The 16,411-nt window shown below is 53.1% G+C and carries 15 protein-coding genes, 1 tRNA gene and 1 pseudogene; 10 read left to right on the forward strand and 7 right to left on the reverse strand.

Going from position 1 to position 16,411, the window contains the following annotated elements; translation table 11 throughout:
- Window positions 1-99 precede the first annotated feature (99 nt).
- Window positions 100-185 (reverse strand) — tRNA-Leu (locus TH5_RS11870).
- Window positions 186-407: 222 nt separating this feature from the next.
- Between TH5_RS11870 and TH5_RS11875 the strand changes: the two genes are divergently transcribed.
- From TH5_RS11875 to TH5_RS11890, 4 genes and pseudogenes are all read left to right on the forward strand, one after another.
- Window positions 408-995: a YqaA family protein gene (locus TH5_RS11875; protein WP_114111331.1), complete on the forward strand. Its 588-nt coding sequence runs from the start codon at window positions 408-410 to the stop codon at window positions 993-995.
- 28 nt (window positions 996-1,023) lie between these two features.
- Window positions 1,024-1,530: a disulfide bond formation protein B gene (locus tag TH5_RS11880; protein ID WP_114122053.1), complete on the forward strand. Its 507-nt coding sequence runs from the start codon at window positions 1,024-1,026 to the stop codon at window positions 1,528-1,530.
- A 262-nt stretch (window positions 1,531-1,792) separates the two neighbouring features.
- A complete protein-coding gene (locus tag TH5_RS11885; protein ID WP_114122139.1) occupies window positions 1,793-2,680 on the forward strand; it encodes a helix-turn-helix domain-containing protein in 888 nt (295 codons plus the stop codon).
- Window positions 2,681-2,789: 109 nt separating this feature from the next.
- Window positions 2,790-4,958, forward strand: a pseudogene (locus TH5_RS11890) (TonB-dependent siderophore receptor).
- Window positions 4,959-5,049: 91 nt separating this feature from the next.
- Here TH5_RS11890 and TH5_RS11900 read toward each other — a convergent pair.
- Window positions 5,050-5,616 carry an HNH endonuclease gene (locus TH5_RS11900; protein WP_007089028.1) on the reverse strand — a complete coding sequence of 189 codons (567 nt, stop codon included), beginning with the start codon at window positions 5,614-5,616 and terminating at the stop codon, window positions 5,050-5,052.
- A 370-nt stretch (window positions 5,617-5,986) separates the two neighbouring features.
- The gene (rpmB, locus tag TH5_RS11905; protein WP_062951537.1) at window positions 5,987-6,280 is read right to left on the reverse strand and encodes a 50S ribosomal protein L28; all 294 of its coding nucleotides are present in this window, start codon (window positions 6,278-6,280) and stop codon (window positions 5,987-5,989) included.
- 487 nt (window positions 6,281-6,767) lie between these two features.
- On the opposite strand from rpmB, the gene TH5_RS11910 reads away from it, so the two are divergent.
- The 5 genes from TH5_RS11910 (at window position 6,768) to TH5_RS11930 (ending at window position 9,671) form a co-directional block, all read left to right on the forward strand.
- Window positions 6,768-7,523 carry an SDR family oxidoreductase gene (locus TH5_RS11910; protein WP_114122056.1) on the forward strand — a complete coding sequence of 252 codons (756 nt, stop codon included), beginning with the start codon at window positions 6,768-6,770 and terminating at the stop codon, window positions 7,521-7,523.
- A gap of 66 nt (window positions 7,524-7,589) precedes the next feature.
- Window positions 7,590-8,012: a cupin domain-containing protein gene (locus TH5_RS11915; protein ID WP_114122140.1), complete on the forward strand. Its 423-nt coding sequence runs from the start codon at window positions 7,590-7,592 to the stop codon at window positions 8,010-8,012.
- 137 nt (window positions 8,013-8,149) lie between these two features.
- Window positions 8,150-8,614 carry a carboxymuconolactone decarboxylase family protein gene (locus TH5_RS11920; protein WP_114122057.1) on the forward strand — a complete coding sequence of 155 codons (465 nt, stop codon included), beginning with the start codon at window positions 8,150-8,152 and terminating at the stop codon, window positions 8,612-8,614.
- Entirely contained in the window at window positions 8,601-9,347 is a 747-nt protein-coding gene (locus TH5_RS11925) for a sigma factor (protein ID WP_114122058.1), read from the forward strand. Before TH5_RS11920 ends, TH5_RS11925 begins: the two co-directional genes overlap by 14 nt.
- A 135-nt stretch (window positions 9,348-9,482) precedes the next feature.
- Window positions 9,483-9,671 (forward strand): hypothetical protein, encoded by a 189-nt coding sequence (locus tag TH5_RS11930; RefSeq protein ID WP_062951542.1) that lies wholly within the window; start codon window positions 9,483-9,485, stop codon window positions 9,669-9,671.
- A 73-nt stretch (window positions 9,672-9,744) separates the two neighbouring features.
- On the opposite strand, the gene TH5_RS11935 is transcribed toward TH5_RS11930, so the two are convergent.
- Together TH5_RS11935 and TH5_RS11940 are read right to left on the reverse strand one after the other, a co-directional pair.
- Window positions 9,745-11,811, reverse strand: a complete 2,067-nt coding sequence (locus TH5_RS11935) for a putative bifunctional diguanylate cyclase/phosphodiesterase (RefSeq protein WP_114122059.1) — start codon at window positions 11,809-11,811, stop codon at window positions 9,745-9,747.
- Window positions 11,812-11,996: 185 nt separating this feature from the next.
- Window positions 11,997-12,596, reverse strand: a complete 600-nt coding sequence (locus tag TH5_RS11940) for a short chain dehydrogenase (protein WP_114122141.1) — start codon at window positions 12,594-12,596, stop codon at window positions 11,997-11,999.
- Between the two features lie 105 nt (window positions 12,597-12,701).
- Here TH5_RS11940 and TH5_RS11945 point away from each other — a divergent pair, with 105 nt between their 5' ends.
- Window positions 12,702-13,646 (forward strand): LysR family transcriptional regulator, encoded by a 945-nt coding sequence (locus tag TH5_RS11945; RefSeq protein WP_114122060.1) that lies wholly within the window; start codon window positions 12,702-12,704, stop codon window positions 13,644-13,646.
- On the opposite strand, the gene gluQRS is transcribed toward TH5_RS11945, so the two are convergent.
- Window positions 13,621-14,460, reverse strand: a complete 840-nt coding sequence (gluQRS, locus tag TH5_RS11950) for a tRNA glutamyl-Q(34) synthetase GluQRS (RefSeq protein WP_114122061.1) — start codon at window positions 14,458-14,460, stop codon at window positions 13,621-13,623. The genes TH5_RS11945 and gluQRS overlap by 26 nt on opposite strands.
- A 20-nt stretch (window positions 14,461-14,480) precedes the next feature.
- Window positions 14,481-16,397 carry a cobaltochelatase subunit CobT gene (gene cobT / locus TH5_RS11955; RefSeq protein ID WP_114122062.1) on the reverse strand — a complete coding sequence of 639 codons (1,917 nt, stop codon included), beginning with the start codon at window positions 16,395-16,397 and terminating at the stop codon, window positions 14,481-14,483.
- Between the last annotated feature and the right edge of the window lie 14 nt (window positions 16,398-16,411).

Genomic DNA, 16,411 nt, shown 5'->3' on the forward strand with positions numbered 1-16,411 from the left:
CGTGTACCACCTGTTGTGTATCACTCGGGAATTGAGAAGGTTTTGCGTGTTATGATGACGTATAAAAATCAACGACTTATCGTTAATTTTGTAGGTCGATGGTGCCCCCGGGGAGAATCGAACTCCCACTCTCAAAGAGAAACAGATTTTGAGTCTGCCGCGTCTACCAATTCCGCCACAGGGGCAGGCACATATGGGTGCGTTGCGCACCCGCCATCGTGGGGGCGGATAATAGCTGTAAATTTCGTCCGGTCAATGGGACTTTGCGCAAAAATTGCGTTGCCAGCCGCATAGAGCTTTCTGCGGGAAAAGGTCATTGCGGCACAAGGCCAAATGCGGTTACATCACCCCCATATCGGCCACCGCGCCGCATCGTTTTGATCGTCTTAACCGCAAAGGGCGTTTCCGTGCTGCGCAGCCTTTATGACTGGACCCTTGGCCTGGCCGCCCATCGCCACGCTGCCATTGCGCTTTTCATTATCGCCTTTGTGGAAAGTTCGATTTTTCCGATCCCCCCCGACGTCCTGCTGATCCCCATGATCATTGCAGCTCCAACCAAGGCATGGCGCTATGCCTTGATCTGCCTTGTCGGGTCTGTACTGGGCGGCATTGCTGGCTATGGCATCGGTTACTTCCTGTTTGAAAGCATAGGCCAGCCGGTATTGCAGCTTTACGGCTATGGCGCAAAGTTCGATACATTCCGCGACTATTATAATGAATGGGGTGCATGGGCGGTGTTCATTGCCGGCGTAAGCCCGTTCCCCTACAAGGTCATTACCATTCTGTCGGGTGTGACAGCGCTCGACCCGGCAATATTCATGGTTGCATCGGTTCTTGCGCGCGGTTTGCGCTTCTTTATCATTGCTGCCCTGATCTGGAAATTCGGCCCGGCTATTCGCGACTTTATCGAAAAACGGCTTGGCCTCGTTTTTACCATATTTGTTGTGGTCCTTGTCGGTGGATTTGCCGCCATCAAGCTGATCCCGCACGGTTAATACCGCAAAACGATAACGGAACGACCCGATGATAAAATTGCTTCGCGCACATTATGCCCCGGCCCTGCCACCGGTTGCCATTTTCCTGATTTCCGCCGGAAGCCTCGGCTTTGCCTTCTATGCCCAGTATGTGCAGAAGCTTCTTCCCTGCGTGTTGTGCCTGTATCAGCGCGTTCCGTTTTATGTTGCGGGCGGCCTTGCCATCCTTGCCCTGCTTTTGCTTAGGATACCCGGCGCGTCACGCGTTCTTGTTTATCTGTGTGGCATGGCATTTGCCATCGGAACCGGCATTGCGATCTATCACGTCGGTGTCCAGGAACTATGGTGGGAAGGCCCAGCAATGTGCGGCGGCCTGACAAGCGGCGCGGCTTCGGTCGCGGACCTCAAGGCACAGTTAATGGCGCAGCCGATTGTTCGCTGCGACAAGATTGACTGGACCCTGTTTGGCATCACGATGCCAACGGTCAATGTCTTCTTCTCGGCCATTCTTGCCATCCTGTGCTTTATTGCTCCGTCGCGCTGGATGAAGCAGTAACATTTGCGATCTGCCCCACGAACCCGCCGGTAGCGATCAGGCGGGTTTGAAGACCGATACCTAACGCGACCAATATCCGCCCGATTAAAATTGCTCCATTTCTGCCTTTTCCAGATTGGTAATGCGAATTGTTCTTGTTTGCACGCAATTCTTCTTATAGTGTCCACCAATCCAAGCATTAATTGATCAGGCAGGACCGGCGCATTGAAGGCAACCGGCTTCTGCTAGAACACAGACAAGGACGATCCTAGGAATGCCGGACATGACATTCCATCCCCAAATGACAAGCAGGATAGAGGGCATCTCGCTTCTGGACGATCTGCGTTTTCGTCGCTGGAATTCTGCGATTACCGATCTGTGGCATGTCGAATGCCGTGAAAAGGCTGGGGGCACCTACGTTTCCTGTGCACCAAGACTGGTCGCCATTCTTGATTGCAGCGGACAATCGAACTTCCGCGTCAAAACGCCCGAAGATCCTTTTGGATCTTCTCGTCGCGAACAGGGGTGCCTGTCATATATTCCGGCAGGAATGGAAATTTCTGCCGAAATTCGGGAAAAATGCCGGTTACGTCACCTTGATATCCATCTCGATATCAACAACCTTGAAAAGCATCTTGATCAAGAGATTGATCGCGCAATCCTTGAAACGCCCCGGATCGGTTTTTGCGATCCCCGGATCAGATCACTTGTGCACATGATCGCAGACGACCTCGCCAGCGATATCGCCTCGCCTGACCTGTACGGAGAGAGTCTGGTAACGGCTCTTACCAGTGCGTTGCTGACGCCACTTCCCGAAAGCGAAACATCACGCAAACGCGGCAAACTTGCCCCGCACCACTTGCGCAAATCGGTAGATTTTATTGAACAGAATTGCGGTCGCGTTATCCGGCTTGATGAACTGGCGGAACTGACTGGTCTGTCACAATCCTATTTCTGCTCGGCATTTCGCGAAACAACCGGCATGCCGCCCCATCAATGGCAAATGAAGGCACGCATTGAACGCGCCAAATCCATGCTGCGCGACAACACAACACCGCTTGCCAGTGTCGTGGCACATGTCGGCTTTGCAGATCAGGCCCATCTGACCCGCGTCTTCCGCCGCATCACAGGCACCACACCGGGCGTATGGCGACGCGAACATACCGCCTGAAAATTAAACCAAAATCCGTTCAATACGGGCAAATAGGGTTCAATATCCGGTTTTCCTAATCGTGCTATCGGACTGTCACACATGACAACCGATGCAGGAAACCCCTCAAATGACGTTCTTGACCCGAACGCGCTTCAAAACAGCCCTTCTTGGCAGCGTTGCAATTCTATGCACCAGCTTGCCCACACAACTTCTCGCCCAGCAAGCCACGGACGAAACCAACGAGGAAATCGTTGTCGATCCTCTTTTAATCGAGGCAGAGCGCCAAGAAACAGCAACATCACCGGTCAAGGGATATGTTGCCGGACAAAGTGCTACAGCGACCAAAACCGATACCCCAATTGCAGAAACCCCGCAGTCCATTTCAGTGATCGGGAATACGGAAATTGAAGCCCGCCAAGCTCAGTCCGTGTCAGAAACACTGAACTACACGGCTGGTATTCAACCTGACAAATTTGGCTATGACAAGCGTTTGGACTGGTTCAACATTCGTGGGTTTGATGAAACCCAGAACGGTCTTTATCGGGACGGCCTCCAGCAACGCTCTTATAGTTTTGTTTCTTGGCAACAGGAAACATACGGATTGGAACGCATTGAACTGATGCGTGGCCCAACTTCAGTCCTTTATGGGCAAAATGCTCCTGGCGGCCTGATCAATACAGTATCCAAACGACCAAGAGCCGACATGGAAAACGAAATTGAACTCCAGACCGGCAGCCATAATCGCAAGCAAGGCTCATTTGATATTGGTGGAAAAATTGTCGAAGATGGTTCGGTTCTTTTCCGTGCAACCGGGCTTCTCCGAGACTCTGACACGCAGGTTAACTACGTCGAAGATGACCGAGTTTATTTCGCCCCTTCCCTAACATGGGAAGGGGAAGATACCAGCTTGACTCTATTATCTTATTATCAAGAAGATAACACCGGTGGCGCCAATAGTTGGCTTCCTGCAAACGGCACATTCCGCGACGCTATCAACGGTGCCATTCCGACAGATTTCTTCACGGGCGAACCAGGTTACGACCACTATGATCGTACTCAGTATGCCATCGGCTATGAATTCAGCCATAACTTCACTGATTCCCTGATGTTCCGTCAGAATGCTCGCTATAGCTATGTTGAGGTTGATTATGACAGCCTTTACGGAAATGGCTGGGCAGACGAAGCCGTAGGCACACTAAACCGCGGTGTTCAGGAGACTGATCAGGAAGGCGACTCCTTTGCCATCGACAACCAACTGCAGGCAAAGTTCGAGACTTCCGGCATCCGCCACACCATGTTGGGTGGACTGGATTATCAGCGATATGTTTTTGATCGTTTCCTGCGCTACGGAACGATTGATTCCATCAACGTTTACAATCCTTCCTATGGAAGCCGTCCGACCAGTTATTTCACCCCAACCGATGAAAAGCTCACAGCAGAACAGGTTGGTGTTTATTTACAGGATCAGATCGAGTTTGATGAACACTGGGTTCTAACCCTCGGTGGACGTCATGACTGGGCGGATGAAACGACACTGAACCAGCAAAATGGAACGGAAAGCAGTTGAAACGATAGTGCTTTTACAGGACGTACCGGGCTTGCCTATAAAACCGATTTTGGTCTGACTCCCTATGTCAGTTATTCTGAATCATTTAATCCGGTTTCCGGTTCAGATCGCTTTGGCAACAGCTTCGATCCTGAAGAAGGTGTTCAGTATGAAGTTGGTGCCAAGTACGAACCAGAAGGTTTTGATGGCTTGTTCACCGTGGCCCTGTTCGATATCACTCGTGAAAATGTTCTGACAAATGATCCTTCTGGTGGTGCTTTTGATAACATTCAGGAAGGTGAACAGCAGTCCCGTGGCCTTGAGATTGAAGGCCTGTTTGAACCTATTGAAGGCCTGACGACAAAATTTGCCTACACTTACCAAGATGTCGAGATTACCGAAACCAACACCGCATCCGAAAAAGGCAATACTCCATCCGGTATTCCAGAGCACACTGCATCAGCATGGGCTGACTACACTTTGAATTCTGGGCCGTTATCTGGTTTGGGAGTTAATGGCGGCATACGCTATCTGGGATCAACATTTGCAACTGATGCAAACAATGTCAAAGTCCCTTCAACGACTCTGTTTGATGCAGGCATTCACTATGATCTGGATGCTTATCGTTTCGCACTTAATGCCACTAACCTGACAGACGAACGTTATGTGACTTCCTGCGCCGATAGCACAAACTCGTGCTATTACGGCCCGGGACGTACGATATTGGCATCGGTCAAATATCGCTGGTAGTTACCACCTGACTGCGATGAAACACAAAAAGCACTGTTCTTAATTGGGCAGTGCTTTTTGTTTATTAAGAAGGGAAGAGAATGGGACGTTCCTAAAAATCGTATTCCAGTTCGGTATCCCAGTACAAAAAATCCCGCCAACTTTCGTGAAGATAGTTTGGCGGGAAGCGGCGTCCGATGGTCTGGAGTTCGTGCATGCTCGGCTGTTCGGGTGTTCTGCGCAGCCGAAGTCCGGCTTCCCGGATCGATCGACTGCCCTTGAAAAGGTTACAGTCCGAACAGGCCGTCACAATGTTCGACCAGTTCGTGCGACCGCCCCGCGACCTTGGGATCACGTGATCAAATGTCAGATCACTGGTGGGCAGACGATCCCCGCAATACTGGCAGGAAAACTGATCGCGGAGGAACACGTTGAACCGGGTGAAGGCCGGGCTGCTTTTGAGCGAAACATATTCCTTGAGCGATATGACGCTTGGCAGTTTCATTTTGAAGGACGGGGAATGGACTTCACGGTCATATTCTGAAAGAACATCAACGCGTTCCAGAAACACTGCCTTTAGCGTATCCTGCCAGGACCACAAGGACAGCGGGAAATAGCTTAACGGCCGGAAATCGGCGTTAAGAACAAGTGCCGGACACGCATTGGGCGATAAATGCATACCATCCGCTCCACCGTGTTTACCGAGTCGCCCCCACTACTTAGCAGGTTCGCGAATCGCGGGTGATGAACATATCGTGACGTTTCATCAAGCCATGCGACGCGGTCGCGTAAATCACTGATAGAGCAAAGTATAGACCAATTTTCGCAAAGCGCAAATGCCGCTTGAAGCCGAGTCGCAAACATTTGCATAAAACCGGCATGAACAAAGACGACTCGTATCTGCGTCCTGCCGCCCGACCAAACAAAAAGGCCGCGCATCGGTGATGCACGACCCTTTTATGGCCCCGGAACAGGGCGATCTGAATTCTTTGAAAAACGAAAGGCCCGCAATCGCGAGCCTTCGTAATTCTTAAAGCAGAAAGCGTGCCTTAGGCAGCTTTTGCTTCAACAGCCTTGGCGACCTGGCGTTTGATTTTCACCAGCTCTGCCGACAGCTTGGAAGCTGCAGTGCCGAGCACATATGCATCCAGACCACCACGTTTTTCAATGGTGCGGATCGCATTGGTGGTCAGACGCAGACGCACCGAACGACCGAGCGCCTCGCTCAGCAGCGAGGTCGGCTGCAGGTTCGGAAGGAAACGACGTTTGGTGCGGTTGTGGGCGTGGCTCACATTCATGCCGACCAAAACGCCTTTGCCGGATACCGGGCAGCGACGTGCCATGACCTGATCTCCTGGTCTATAATTCGCAAAAGGACGCTTGGCCTGACATGCAGGCCCGCGCTTGGAGCCGGGTTATTACCGCCTCTGGCAGATGCCGTCAAGCCTTCATCCACGCTTTTACACGACAAAAACACCTGTTTTGCACATTCCGTTCATATTGCATCGCGCAAGAACGGCTTTTCCCATCTCAACCACACGGAATCAAGCGATTTTCCCCGACATGCCGCCATACCTCCGGTTCGGTTTGGCGCTCCGTATACCTGCGGGATACCCGATTCTGACAGATCACGACCAAGCACATATAATATCAAGGTGAGGGCTTCCCTCTGTCGCCCTCCGGATACTTCTCCAACAGGCCAGTCGATTTTTTTCACAAAAAATGCCGGACCATGTCACTTCTGCAAAATCCGTCTCGTCTTGTTTACGAGCGTCGACGGAATGTCATTCCGATGTCCGAGCGCTTGAGACCAGCTTGAAGGGTTCAGACATGAAGATCGTCATTATCGGTGGTACGGGCCTTATCGGCACCAAAACCGTCGCGCGTCTTGCCGCGCAGGGCCATGACGTGATCGCGGCCTCCCCCAATACAGGTATCAATACAATCACCGGCGACGGGCTTGCGGAGGCACTTGAAGGGGCTGAGGTCGTTATTGATCTTGCGAACTCGCCCTCGTTTGAAGACGCGGCAGTCATGGAATTTTTCCAGACATCTGGGCGGAATCTTTTGTCGGCCGCAAAAGCTGCCGGTGTCCGCCATCACATCGCCCTTTCGATTGTCGGTACAGATCAGTTGCAGGGCAGCGGATATTTCCGTGCCAAGAAGGCACAGGAAGACCTGATCAAGGCATCTGGCATTCCCTTTACCATCGTCCATTCAACACAGTTCTTTGAATTCGTCAGTGGCATTGCCAATGCCGGCACCGTCGGAAACGATGTTCGCCTTTCAACAGCCTTTATCCAGCCAATTTCATCGGACGATGTTGCCGATGCAATGGCGGCCTTTGCGCTTGGCAAACCGATGAACGGCATTGCCGAAATCGCCGGACCGGATCGTTTCCGCATGCATGAACTGGTCGCGAAATATCTGCGTGCCATGCAGAACCCTCGCACCGTCATTGCCGATCCCAAAGCTCCCTATTTCGGTGTTGAACTTTCCGAAAAGGCACTTGTCCCGGATATCGATCCGTGGCTTGGCACGAACCGGTTTGAAGACTGGCTCGGGCATTCAATTGCAGCCCAGTGAATGCCCCAGACATCCACAACCTACGGCCACCTTTGCTTGTTTACCCATCCCCGACAGGAGGCAAAAATGATCAGGAAATTTCTCTTCGCGTCCGCCCTGCTTGCGCCCATCACTTTGGCACAAGCCGCCGCGGCCCATTCAGAGGACAAAGACGCCAAAGTCACCGTTGTCTATGAGCACGAACTGCCCAATGTACCGGGCAAAAGTATGAAGGCGGTATTGGTCGAATATGGCCCTGGCGGCTTTTCCTCGGCACATACCCATCCGGAATCGGCATTCATCTACGCAACCATCCTTGAGGGTGCGATCAACAGTCAGGTGAATGATGGCCCGGTCATTACCTATCGCGCCGGCGAGAGCTTTTCCGAATATCCCGGCGACCGCCACGGTGTCAGCGCAAATGCCAGTGACACCGAACCGGCAAAACTGCTTGCCGTGTTTGTTGTCGATACCAACGAGACCGTCCTGACCACCCCGATTGAGAAATAACCCGTCGGCGGCCCCCTCCGCCGGCACGGATCGCCGCATCAGTTTCCCCCGACCCGGGTGCGGCGATCCTTATCCGACATGTTGGCTGCACCGAGAACCTGCCAACCGCCCCCCAAGCAAAACAAGGAAACCAAACCATGACACTGCGTGTTGAAAACCATTTCAAACTTGCATCAAAATGCATAAAGCCGATGATGGCGTTGGAAGGTGCCATTCAGGAAAGCAGCCTCGAACACCGTTTGCTCGAACTCGTTAAAATCCGTGCGTCTCAGATCAATGGCTGTGCATTTTGTCTTCACATGCACACCACCGATGCCCGTGCTGCCGGAGAAACCGAAATGCGTATCTATATGCTTGATGCATGGCGGGAATCATCGCTTTACAGTGCCCGGGAACGGGCAGCACTTGCCTGGACCGAAACCCTGACGCTGATCGCCGACAAGGGTGCTTCCGACGACGAATATGCTGCCCTTGCCAGTGTATTCACCCCTGAAGAACAGGTTTATCTGACCATGGCTATCGGTGCGATCAATACCTGGAACCGGTTCCAGATCGGCTTTGCCGCGTCTCATCCGATCAATGCATCCGATGTACCCGCCTGATGAAGCAACAGCGGTGTTCGAAGAACACCGCACCCAACTCAAACGGCTGGCTTATCGCATGCTTGGCTCTTTGGCCGAGGCGGACGACGTCGTCCAGGATGCCTGGATTCGCTGGCAACGCACCGATCACAACGTTGTCCGCAATCCCGGCGTTTTTCTGAAACGGATCGTGACCCATCTTTGTCTTGATGTAATGAAGTCCGCCCGTGCCCAGCGCGAGGTTTACGTCGGCAACTGGTTACCCGAACCGTTGGTGGAGTTAGAGGAAGAACCGCAAACCGACGAGTTGACCCTTGGCCTTATGCTCGTGCTTGAGCGGCTTTCACCGTTGGAACGTGCTGCATTTCTATTGCACGACGTTTTTGCGGTGTCCCTTAACGATGTCGCCGAAACACTGGACCGCGATCCTGCCGCCATCCGACAGCTTGCCGTGCGTGCCCGCAAACATGTTCAGGCAGCCAAACCGCGATACAGCGTCGAACGTGACGAAGGTGAAAAAATCACGCTGGCCTTTTTCAAGGCCGCTACACATGGCGACACCGAGAAGCTTCTGTCTTTTCTTTGGATCGACGGGTTACCCGGCTTTGCCAGTCTGGAACGCGGCAATGTCTTGCAAACCACCGCCCTTGATATCCGTGACGGCAAGATCCGCCGTATTTTCATCACACGCAATCCCGACAAGCTTCGCAACGTTGCCAGGTTGCTGAACTTGCCTGATCCACAGGCTCACTGATTTTTTTTATCGATCACGACATAGTTTGATAAGTATCGCGACGCACAGATTGATCCTTGTCAAAACATCATCGCGCATTCGGTGTTAGCGTGTTGTCATAGTTATTCCGCACACGCTTGGGGAGCATTGCGCAAGATGAAAACCGATTCCAAGGTATCCCTGCCCCTTTTGGGCATTTTGCTGGTCGCTGTAATTGGCCTGGTTCTGTATCTGGCCGGTTATGTGCTTGCGCATTTCGGCATTCCTGTCGCATCGATCTGGATTTATGTCGCTCTGGCGCTGGTTCCGGTCTGCTTCCTTGTGCTCCTGGATTTCAGCCGCTAAGCATTGTACTGAACGCTGACAACAAACGGCCTGCCGCATTTCGGACAGGCCGTTTTGTTTATCCGATGCAGGATCAAACGTTTGGTTCCGTTTTCTGCCAATGCGGATCATCACAGGGGCTGCTGGATGGCCGGGCAAAGAAATAGCCCTGATAGGCGTCCACACCCATCGCCGCAAGTTCACTGCGCTGTTGTTCGGTTTCAATACCTTCGGCAATCACATCAAGCCCGAACCGATGCGCAATCAAAATCGCCCCTTCAATTACCGCGCGTGCGTTGATATCCATGTTCAGGATAAAGGATTTGTCGATTTTGACGGCATCGACACGGATCTGATGCAACCGCGAAAGCGACGAATAGCCGGTGCCGAAATCATCGATATGGATTTCCACCCCCTGATCATGCAGATCGGAAAGGACTTCCGAAATCAGTTGCATGCGCCGGATATCAAATATCGATTCTGTCACTTCAATAATCAGGCGATTGGCCGGCAGCCCCGTTTCAAGCAGAAGGTTCTCCACCATACGCGCAAAGCGTGGCACCACAATCTGACGGACCGAGACGTTAACCGCCACCTTAGGCCCACCTGCAAAACCGGACCAGTCAAGGATGGTTTTGCAGGCCTCTCGCATGACCCATTCACCGATATCGACAATCAGCGCAGATTCCTCGGCAATCGGGATAAACTCGTCGGGCGGTATACGCCCAAGTTCGCCACTTTCCCACCGCAGCAAAACTTCGTAGGCCTCGATTTCCCCATTTTTTGCACTAATCACTGGCTGGTATTCAAGATACAGCTCGTCGCCGGGCATCGCCTGACGCAAGGCCTGATTGATGGCAAGCCGGCGTTCCTGTTCGACCAGCAATTTGCTGTCATAACTGTGCACGCTGCCACGTCCCGATCGTTTGACTTCAGCCGCGGCCAAATCGGCCCAGTGGATCATTTCGGCAATTTGCGGGTTTTCGGTCTTCCCGAAAGCAACGCCGGTACTAAAACCGACATGCAATGTCTGTCCCGCAATATGGATGGGCCGGTTGACCGCCGCACGAACTTCACCGATGGTCTGGTCAACCAGTTGATGCAGGTTTTCGGGCTGGTCCGTCAGGATCATGATGAATTCATCGCCGCCCCAACGTCCCACCGCGTGACGATCATCAACATATTCCCGCAGGCGGGCCGAAACTTCCTTAAGCACCAGATCGCCGATTGCATGGCTCAACCCGTCATTGATCTGTTTGAAATGATCAAGATCAATGAACAGAACTGCATAAGCACGATTACCGTGGCTTGCACGAGCTTCTTCAAACCAGGACACAATGCCGTCACGGTTCAGCAATCCGGTCAAAGTATCACGGACCAGAAGATTGCGAAGTTCCCGCGTCCGTTTCGCCACGCGAGCTTCCAGCGTCATATTCCAGTCACGGGTGATCCGGTTCTGTTCACGCAGATCATCCACCAGACCGTCATTTTCGTGTTTAAGCGCAAGCGACCGATAGAGAATTACATGATTGTTGCGATGGGTAACCATCATGACAGTCAGAAATATGAAACCCAGTGCGGCCAGCACATAATTCGGTTCGGGCATGACTATCAATACAATGCTGGCTGGCAGCAGCAACATCACGAGATAAAAGCGGCCAACTCTGAAAACAGGGGCCAGAATACCCGTTGCCCCGCCAGCAAGTCCGGCCAGAATGATCAGCATGACAAACCGGCTTTCATTGCTTTGCTCCGGCAGATCAAAGATGGCTGCCAACGCCCAAAGCGTTGCCCCGGAACAAACACCCAAGGCATATCTCACAAGCCATTTGTGGAAATCCGTATCATCAAACGCCGAAACCAGCCGCCGTTCGGCATGATAACGATATCCGCCAAACAACCGGATCACAGTCGTTATAATGATCACGGCAATCCACATGCTCATGCCAAATGACAGTTCACCCTGAAACCACAGGGTTCCTGCAAGACCGCTTCCGGCCGAAAGATTGACAAGAACATTCGCCCAGTTGTTACGATAGGCAAGGTCAAGAAGGTCCCCACGGACCTTCTTTTGCAGCTCCAGCCCTGCTTCGTTCCCGTGTCCGGGTTCCAAAAGCAGCCGTTTCAAGGTTTTGGCCACCCTGGCCGTTAACTGCCCCATCCGGTATTTCCGTTACAGCCGTTTACACGCTCAACCATCGGATGCGTAACATTAGCCGTTTGGATAGTAAGCAGTCACCTCGCATAATTCCAGACAGAAAGTATGGTTTTTTCGGAGCAAGACCCCTTGTAACACCCAAAACCGGCCAAGACATGACGTCCCGGCCGGTTTTCCATAACTGATCGTTAGAAAATCTCGAAAACCTGACCGGTTTGAAGACCTTCGACCGACTTTGCATAACCAAGGGCCGCACGTGACGCCGGAACGGGGGCATGCCCGCGGAAATACGGTGCATAGCCTTCCATTGCCTCAAGGATCACACCGGGGCTGACCGCATTGATTCGCAGGCCCGGCTTCATTTCAATCGCGGCGGCACGCACGAATGACTCGATTGCGCCATTCACCATCGAGGCCGAGCTGCCATAACGGATCGGATCTTTGGACAGGATACCGGTAGTCAGCGTGAATGATGCGTTATCCGCCACATGGTCACGCCCGACCAGCACCAGATTGACCTGCCCCATCAGCTTATCATTGATACCGATGCGGTATTTGTCATCGTCCATTTCGGAAAAGTCACCGAAATGAACCTTACCCGTCGCTGAAACGACCGCGTCAACCTTGCCGACCTTGGCAAACATTGCCCGGATTGATGCAATATCGATCAGGTCAACATTGACATCCCCACTTGAGCGGGACGCACGAATGATTTCATGACGTTGGGATAATTCGGCATCAATCCCGCGTCCGATGATTCCCGATGCGCCTACCAACAGAACTTTCATTTCATCCTCCATCTTCGGAATATGTTGCAATGGAGGGATCGTCTCACAGGACAATTTTGATGTTAATCTGGTGTTTTTCAAACATTTTGTTTAATATTTTAAACAATGAAAGATCATCTTAGTGAAATGCGCAGCTTTGCGGCGGTTATAGAAAATGGTGGCTTTACCCAGGCAGCCAAGGCGCTTGGCGTATCCAAGGGCCTGATCAGCCAGCATGTCAAACGGCTGGAGGCCGAACTTGGTGCGCAATTGCTGTTCCGGTCCACACGCAAAGTCGAACCGACCGAGATCGGCACAACCTTTCTGGGCTATTGCCAAAACATCACCCAAAGTGCCGCCGCTGCATTCGAGGCCGTCGAAGCCTTGCGCGGCGAGCCGGTGGGAACCGTGCGCATCACGGTTCCCGTTTCCTTTGGTGAAATGTTTCTTGATGACATCATCGTCGCGTTTCAAAGAACCCATCCACGCATCCAGATCGAGATGGAGCTGGAGAATACGTTTCGCGATCTGCAATCGGCCCATATCGATATCGCCATTCGTGCCGGACTAACCGACGATCCGGCACAAGTTGCCATTCCGCTCGGTCAATTATCCGAACTGATCTGCGCCAGTCCGGCCTACTGGGCAAAGCATCCAAAACCTGAAACGCCTGCTGATCTGGCAAATCACAATTGCCTGCTGAACTTTCAGTACTACAAGGACGGCAATTGGGTTTTCTTTTCTGATGATGGCGCACAATCAGTTCCAGCGCAGGGTAATCTGCGCCTGAACCATTATCCACTTTTGCGCAATGCCGCGATCCGCGGCTTGGGGGTTGCCCGGCTGCCCCGTTATGTTGCCCTTCCGGCAATCTTTGAAGGATTGCTTGAAACGGCACTTAATGGCTATTCATCACCCTTGCGGCCGATCTATCTGGTTTACCCGTATCAGGCGAACCTGCCAGTCAAGAACCGGCTGATGATCGATTTTATCCGCAGTTGGTTTATTGAACGCCCGGACCTTCTGGAAACCAAGACGGCATCGCTTAGGCAAATCCCGTCAGCGCCATAACTTCAACAGCGGTCATGCCTTCTTCGCGCATGGATCGCAGCGTTTTGGATTTGTCCCGCTTGGCAAACCGTTTGCCATCCGGCCCAGTCAGCAAGCCGTGATGATGATATTCCGGCACATCGTAGCTCAACAGTTCCTGCAGCAATCGATGCAGGTGACTTGCAAAAAACAAATCTTCGCCGCGGGTGACAAGGTTGATCCCCTGCAAATGATCATCATGGGTCACCGACAGATGATAGCTGGTCGGTGTATCTTTGCGCGCCAGGACAACATCGCCAAATATTTCCGGTGTGGCATCCTGTTTACCGGCCTTGCGATCATACCATGACAATGGGCCATCAGCCTGCCTGAGGGCTCGCCCCATATCCAGACGCAGGGCATAGCTTTCACCGGCGGCCATGCGGCCTGCACGCTCGGACTTACTGCAATTACGGCAGGTTCCCGGATAATGCGCACCATCAGGACCGTGCGGGGCATTTCCGATCCGCTCTATTTCCGACTGAATGTCTTTTCGGGTGCAAAAACAGGGATAAAGCAGACCGGCATCGGTCAAACGATCAAGCACCTGCTGATAATCGCTGAAATGTTGCGACTGGATGCGAACGGGTTCTTCCCATTGAAGCCCCAGCCACCCGAGATCTTCGTAGATCGCATCGATATATCCCGGACGACAGCGGGTCTGATCGATATCCTCAATCCGCAAAAGAAAACGACCATCCGGTCCAGCCTGTTTTGCAGAAAACAGGGCAGAGGCCGCATGGCCAAGATGCAGAAACCCGGTCGGACTGGGGGCAAATCGGGTAATGGCTGTCATGACGCCCTTATCCCCTTTGCCTACCAGCGGTCCCGATCACCGGTCGCCTTGTCTCTGGCGGTATCCGCAGGCACATGACGCATTGGGCGTTTGGGTTGACGCGCGCCCTGTTCATCGAACAGATCGGACAATTCGCGCAACATGGTACCCCCCAGTTCTTCCGGATCGTTGATCGTTACAGCACGCTGATAATAGCGGGTAACATCATGGCCAATCCCGATCGCAAGCAATTCAACCGGTGAACGGGTCTGAATCCCGTCGATTACCTCGCGCAGGTGACGTTCGAGATAATTTCCGGAATTTACCGACAGGGTTGAATCATCGACCGGCGCCCCATCGGAAATCACCATCAGAATCCGGCGTTGTTCCGAACGGACAAGAAGGCGTTCATGCGCCCAAAGCAATGCTTCACCGTCGATATTTTCCTTAAGCAACCCTTCGCGCAACATCAGACCAAGATTTTTGCGCGCACGCCGCCACGGTGTATCGGCTGCCTTGTAGATAATGTGACGCAGATCGTTCAAACGGCCGGGTTTCGGCGGCTTGCCATTTTCAACCCATCTTTCGCGCGATTGACCGCCTTTCCACTGACGGGTGGTAAAGCCAAGGATTTCGACCTTCACCCCACAACGTTCAAGGGTGCGCGCCAGAATATCGGCCGAAAGGGCGGCAATCGTGATCGGCCGCCCACGCATGGAACCGGAATTATCGATCAGCAGGGTCACGACAGTATCGCGGAAATCCGTATCCTGTTCCTGCTTGAAAGACAGCGAAGTTGACGGCGTTGCAACAATGCGGGCGAGTTTCGCCGCATCAAGAATGCCTTCTTCAAGGTCGAAATCCCAGCCACGGTTCTGCTGCGCCATCAGGCGTCGTTGCAAGCGGTTGGCGAGGCGCGAAACAACGTTCTGCAAATTCGCCAGCTGTTTGTCGAGCATGGCACGCAGACGCGACAATTCAAGACCTTCGCAAAGCTCGTCTGCCGTAACGATTTCATCAAATTCACGGGTGAAGGGCTCATACCCGCGTTCAATCGGCTCGTTCCTGCCATCAAATTCCGGCTGTTCGCCCGGTCCAGCAGGCTGTTCTTCCTGCGACATGGCTTCAAGCTGCTGGTCGTCGATATCGCCTTCACCGGCTTCGGCTTCTTCGGTACCGGCGTCCTGCTGTTGATCGTCGCCATCCGGTTCGGATTCGTCAGCCTGCCCCTGCTGACCGCCCTGGCTGTCGAGTTCTTCATCCGGGTCGGTCTCGCCGTCTTTTTCATCTTCGTCCTCGCCTTCATTTTCAGGCGGGGCATCATCGATATCATCTTCCAGCGAAAGATGATCAAGAAGACGGCGCAGCCCCCTTGCAAAGGCATCCTGATCGTCCAGAACATCACTTAGATCGACCAGATCTGCACCGGCATTTTTTTCGATATGCGCACGCCACAGATCGATCAACGGACGGGCCGATTGGGGTGCTGGTTCACCTGTAAAAATCTCGCGTGCGAGCATGCCGATCGCATCGGCAAAAGGTGCATCTTCACGCGCGGTCAGACGATGGAAGTTCTTTGCACGGCAATCCTGTTCGGCATGTTCGCGAAGGTTCTTGCGCACACCGGGGAAATAACGCGAACCGACCGCCTCGCAACGCGCGGTTTCCAGCGCGTCGTAAACGGCCTGTGCCTCGGCCGTTTCAGGCATCCGTCGAGCATGCAGGGCCACGTCATGGTGACGCAGTTTCAGGGCCCAGCCGTCCGCAACACCGCGCAGATCGGCAACCTCGTCCTTTGGCAGGGCCTGTTTGGGCATCGGCAGGCGCACATGTTCACCATAGCCACCCGCCCGACCGCCTTTGACAAAGCCGACTTCAAGATCATTGCGTCCGGCAAGCGCGCGAAACGTCGCCGCTGTGCCGCGCAAAAATCCGGAAAGCGCTTCATCATTCTTCATCTTACTACTCGCTT

It is taken from the genome of Thalassospira xianhensis MCCC 1A02616, from assembly GCF_003326475.1.
Classification (GTDB): Bacteria; Pseudomonadota; Alphaproteobacteria; order Rhodospirillales; family Thalassospiraceae; genus Thalassospira; species Thalassospira xianhensis.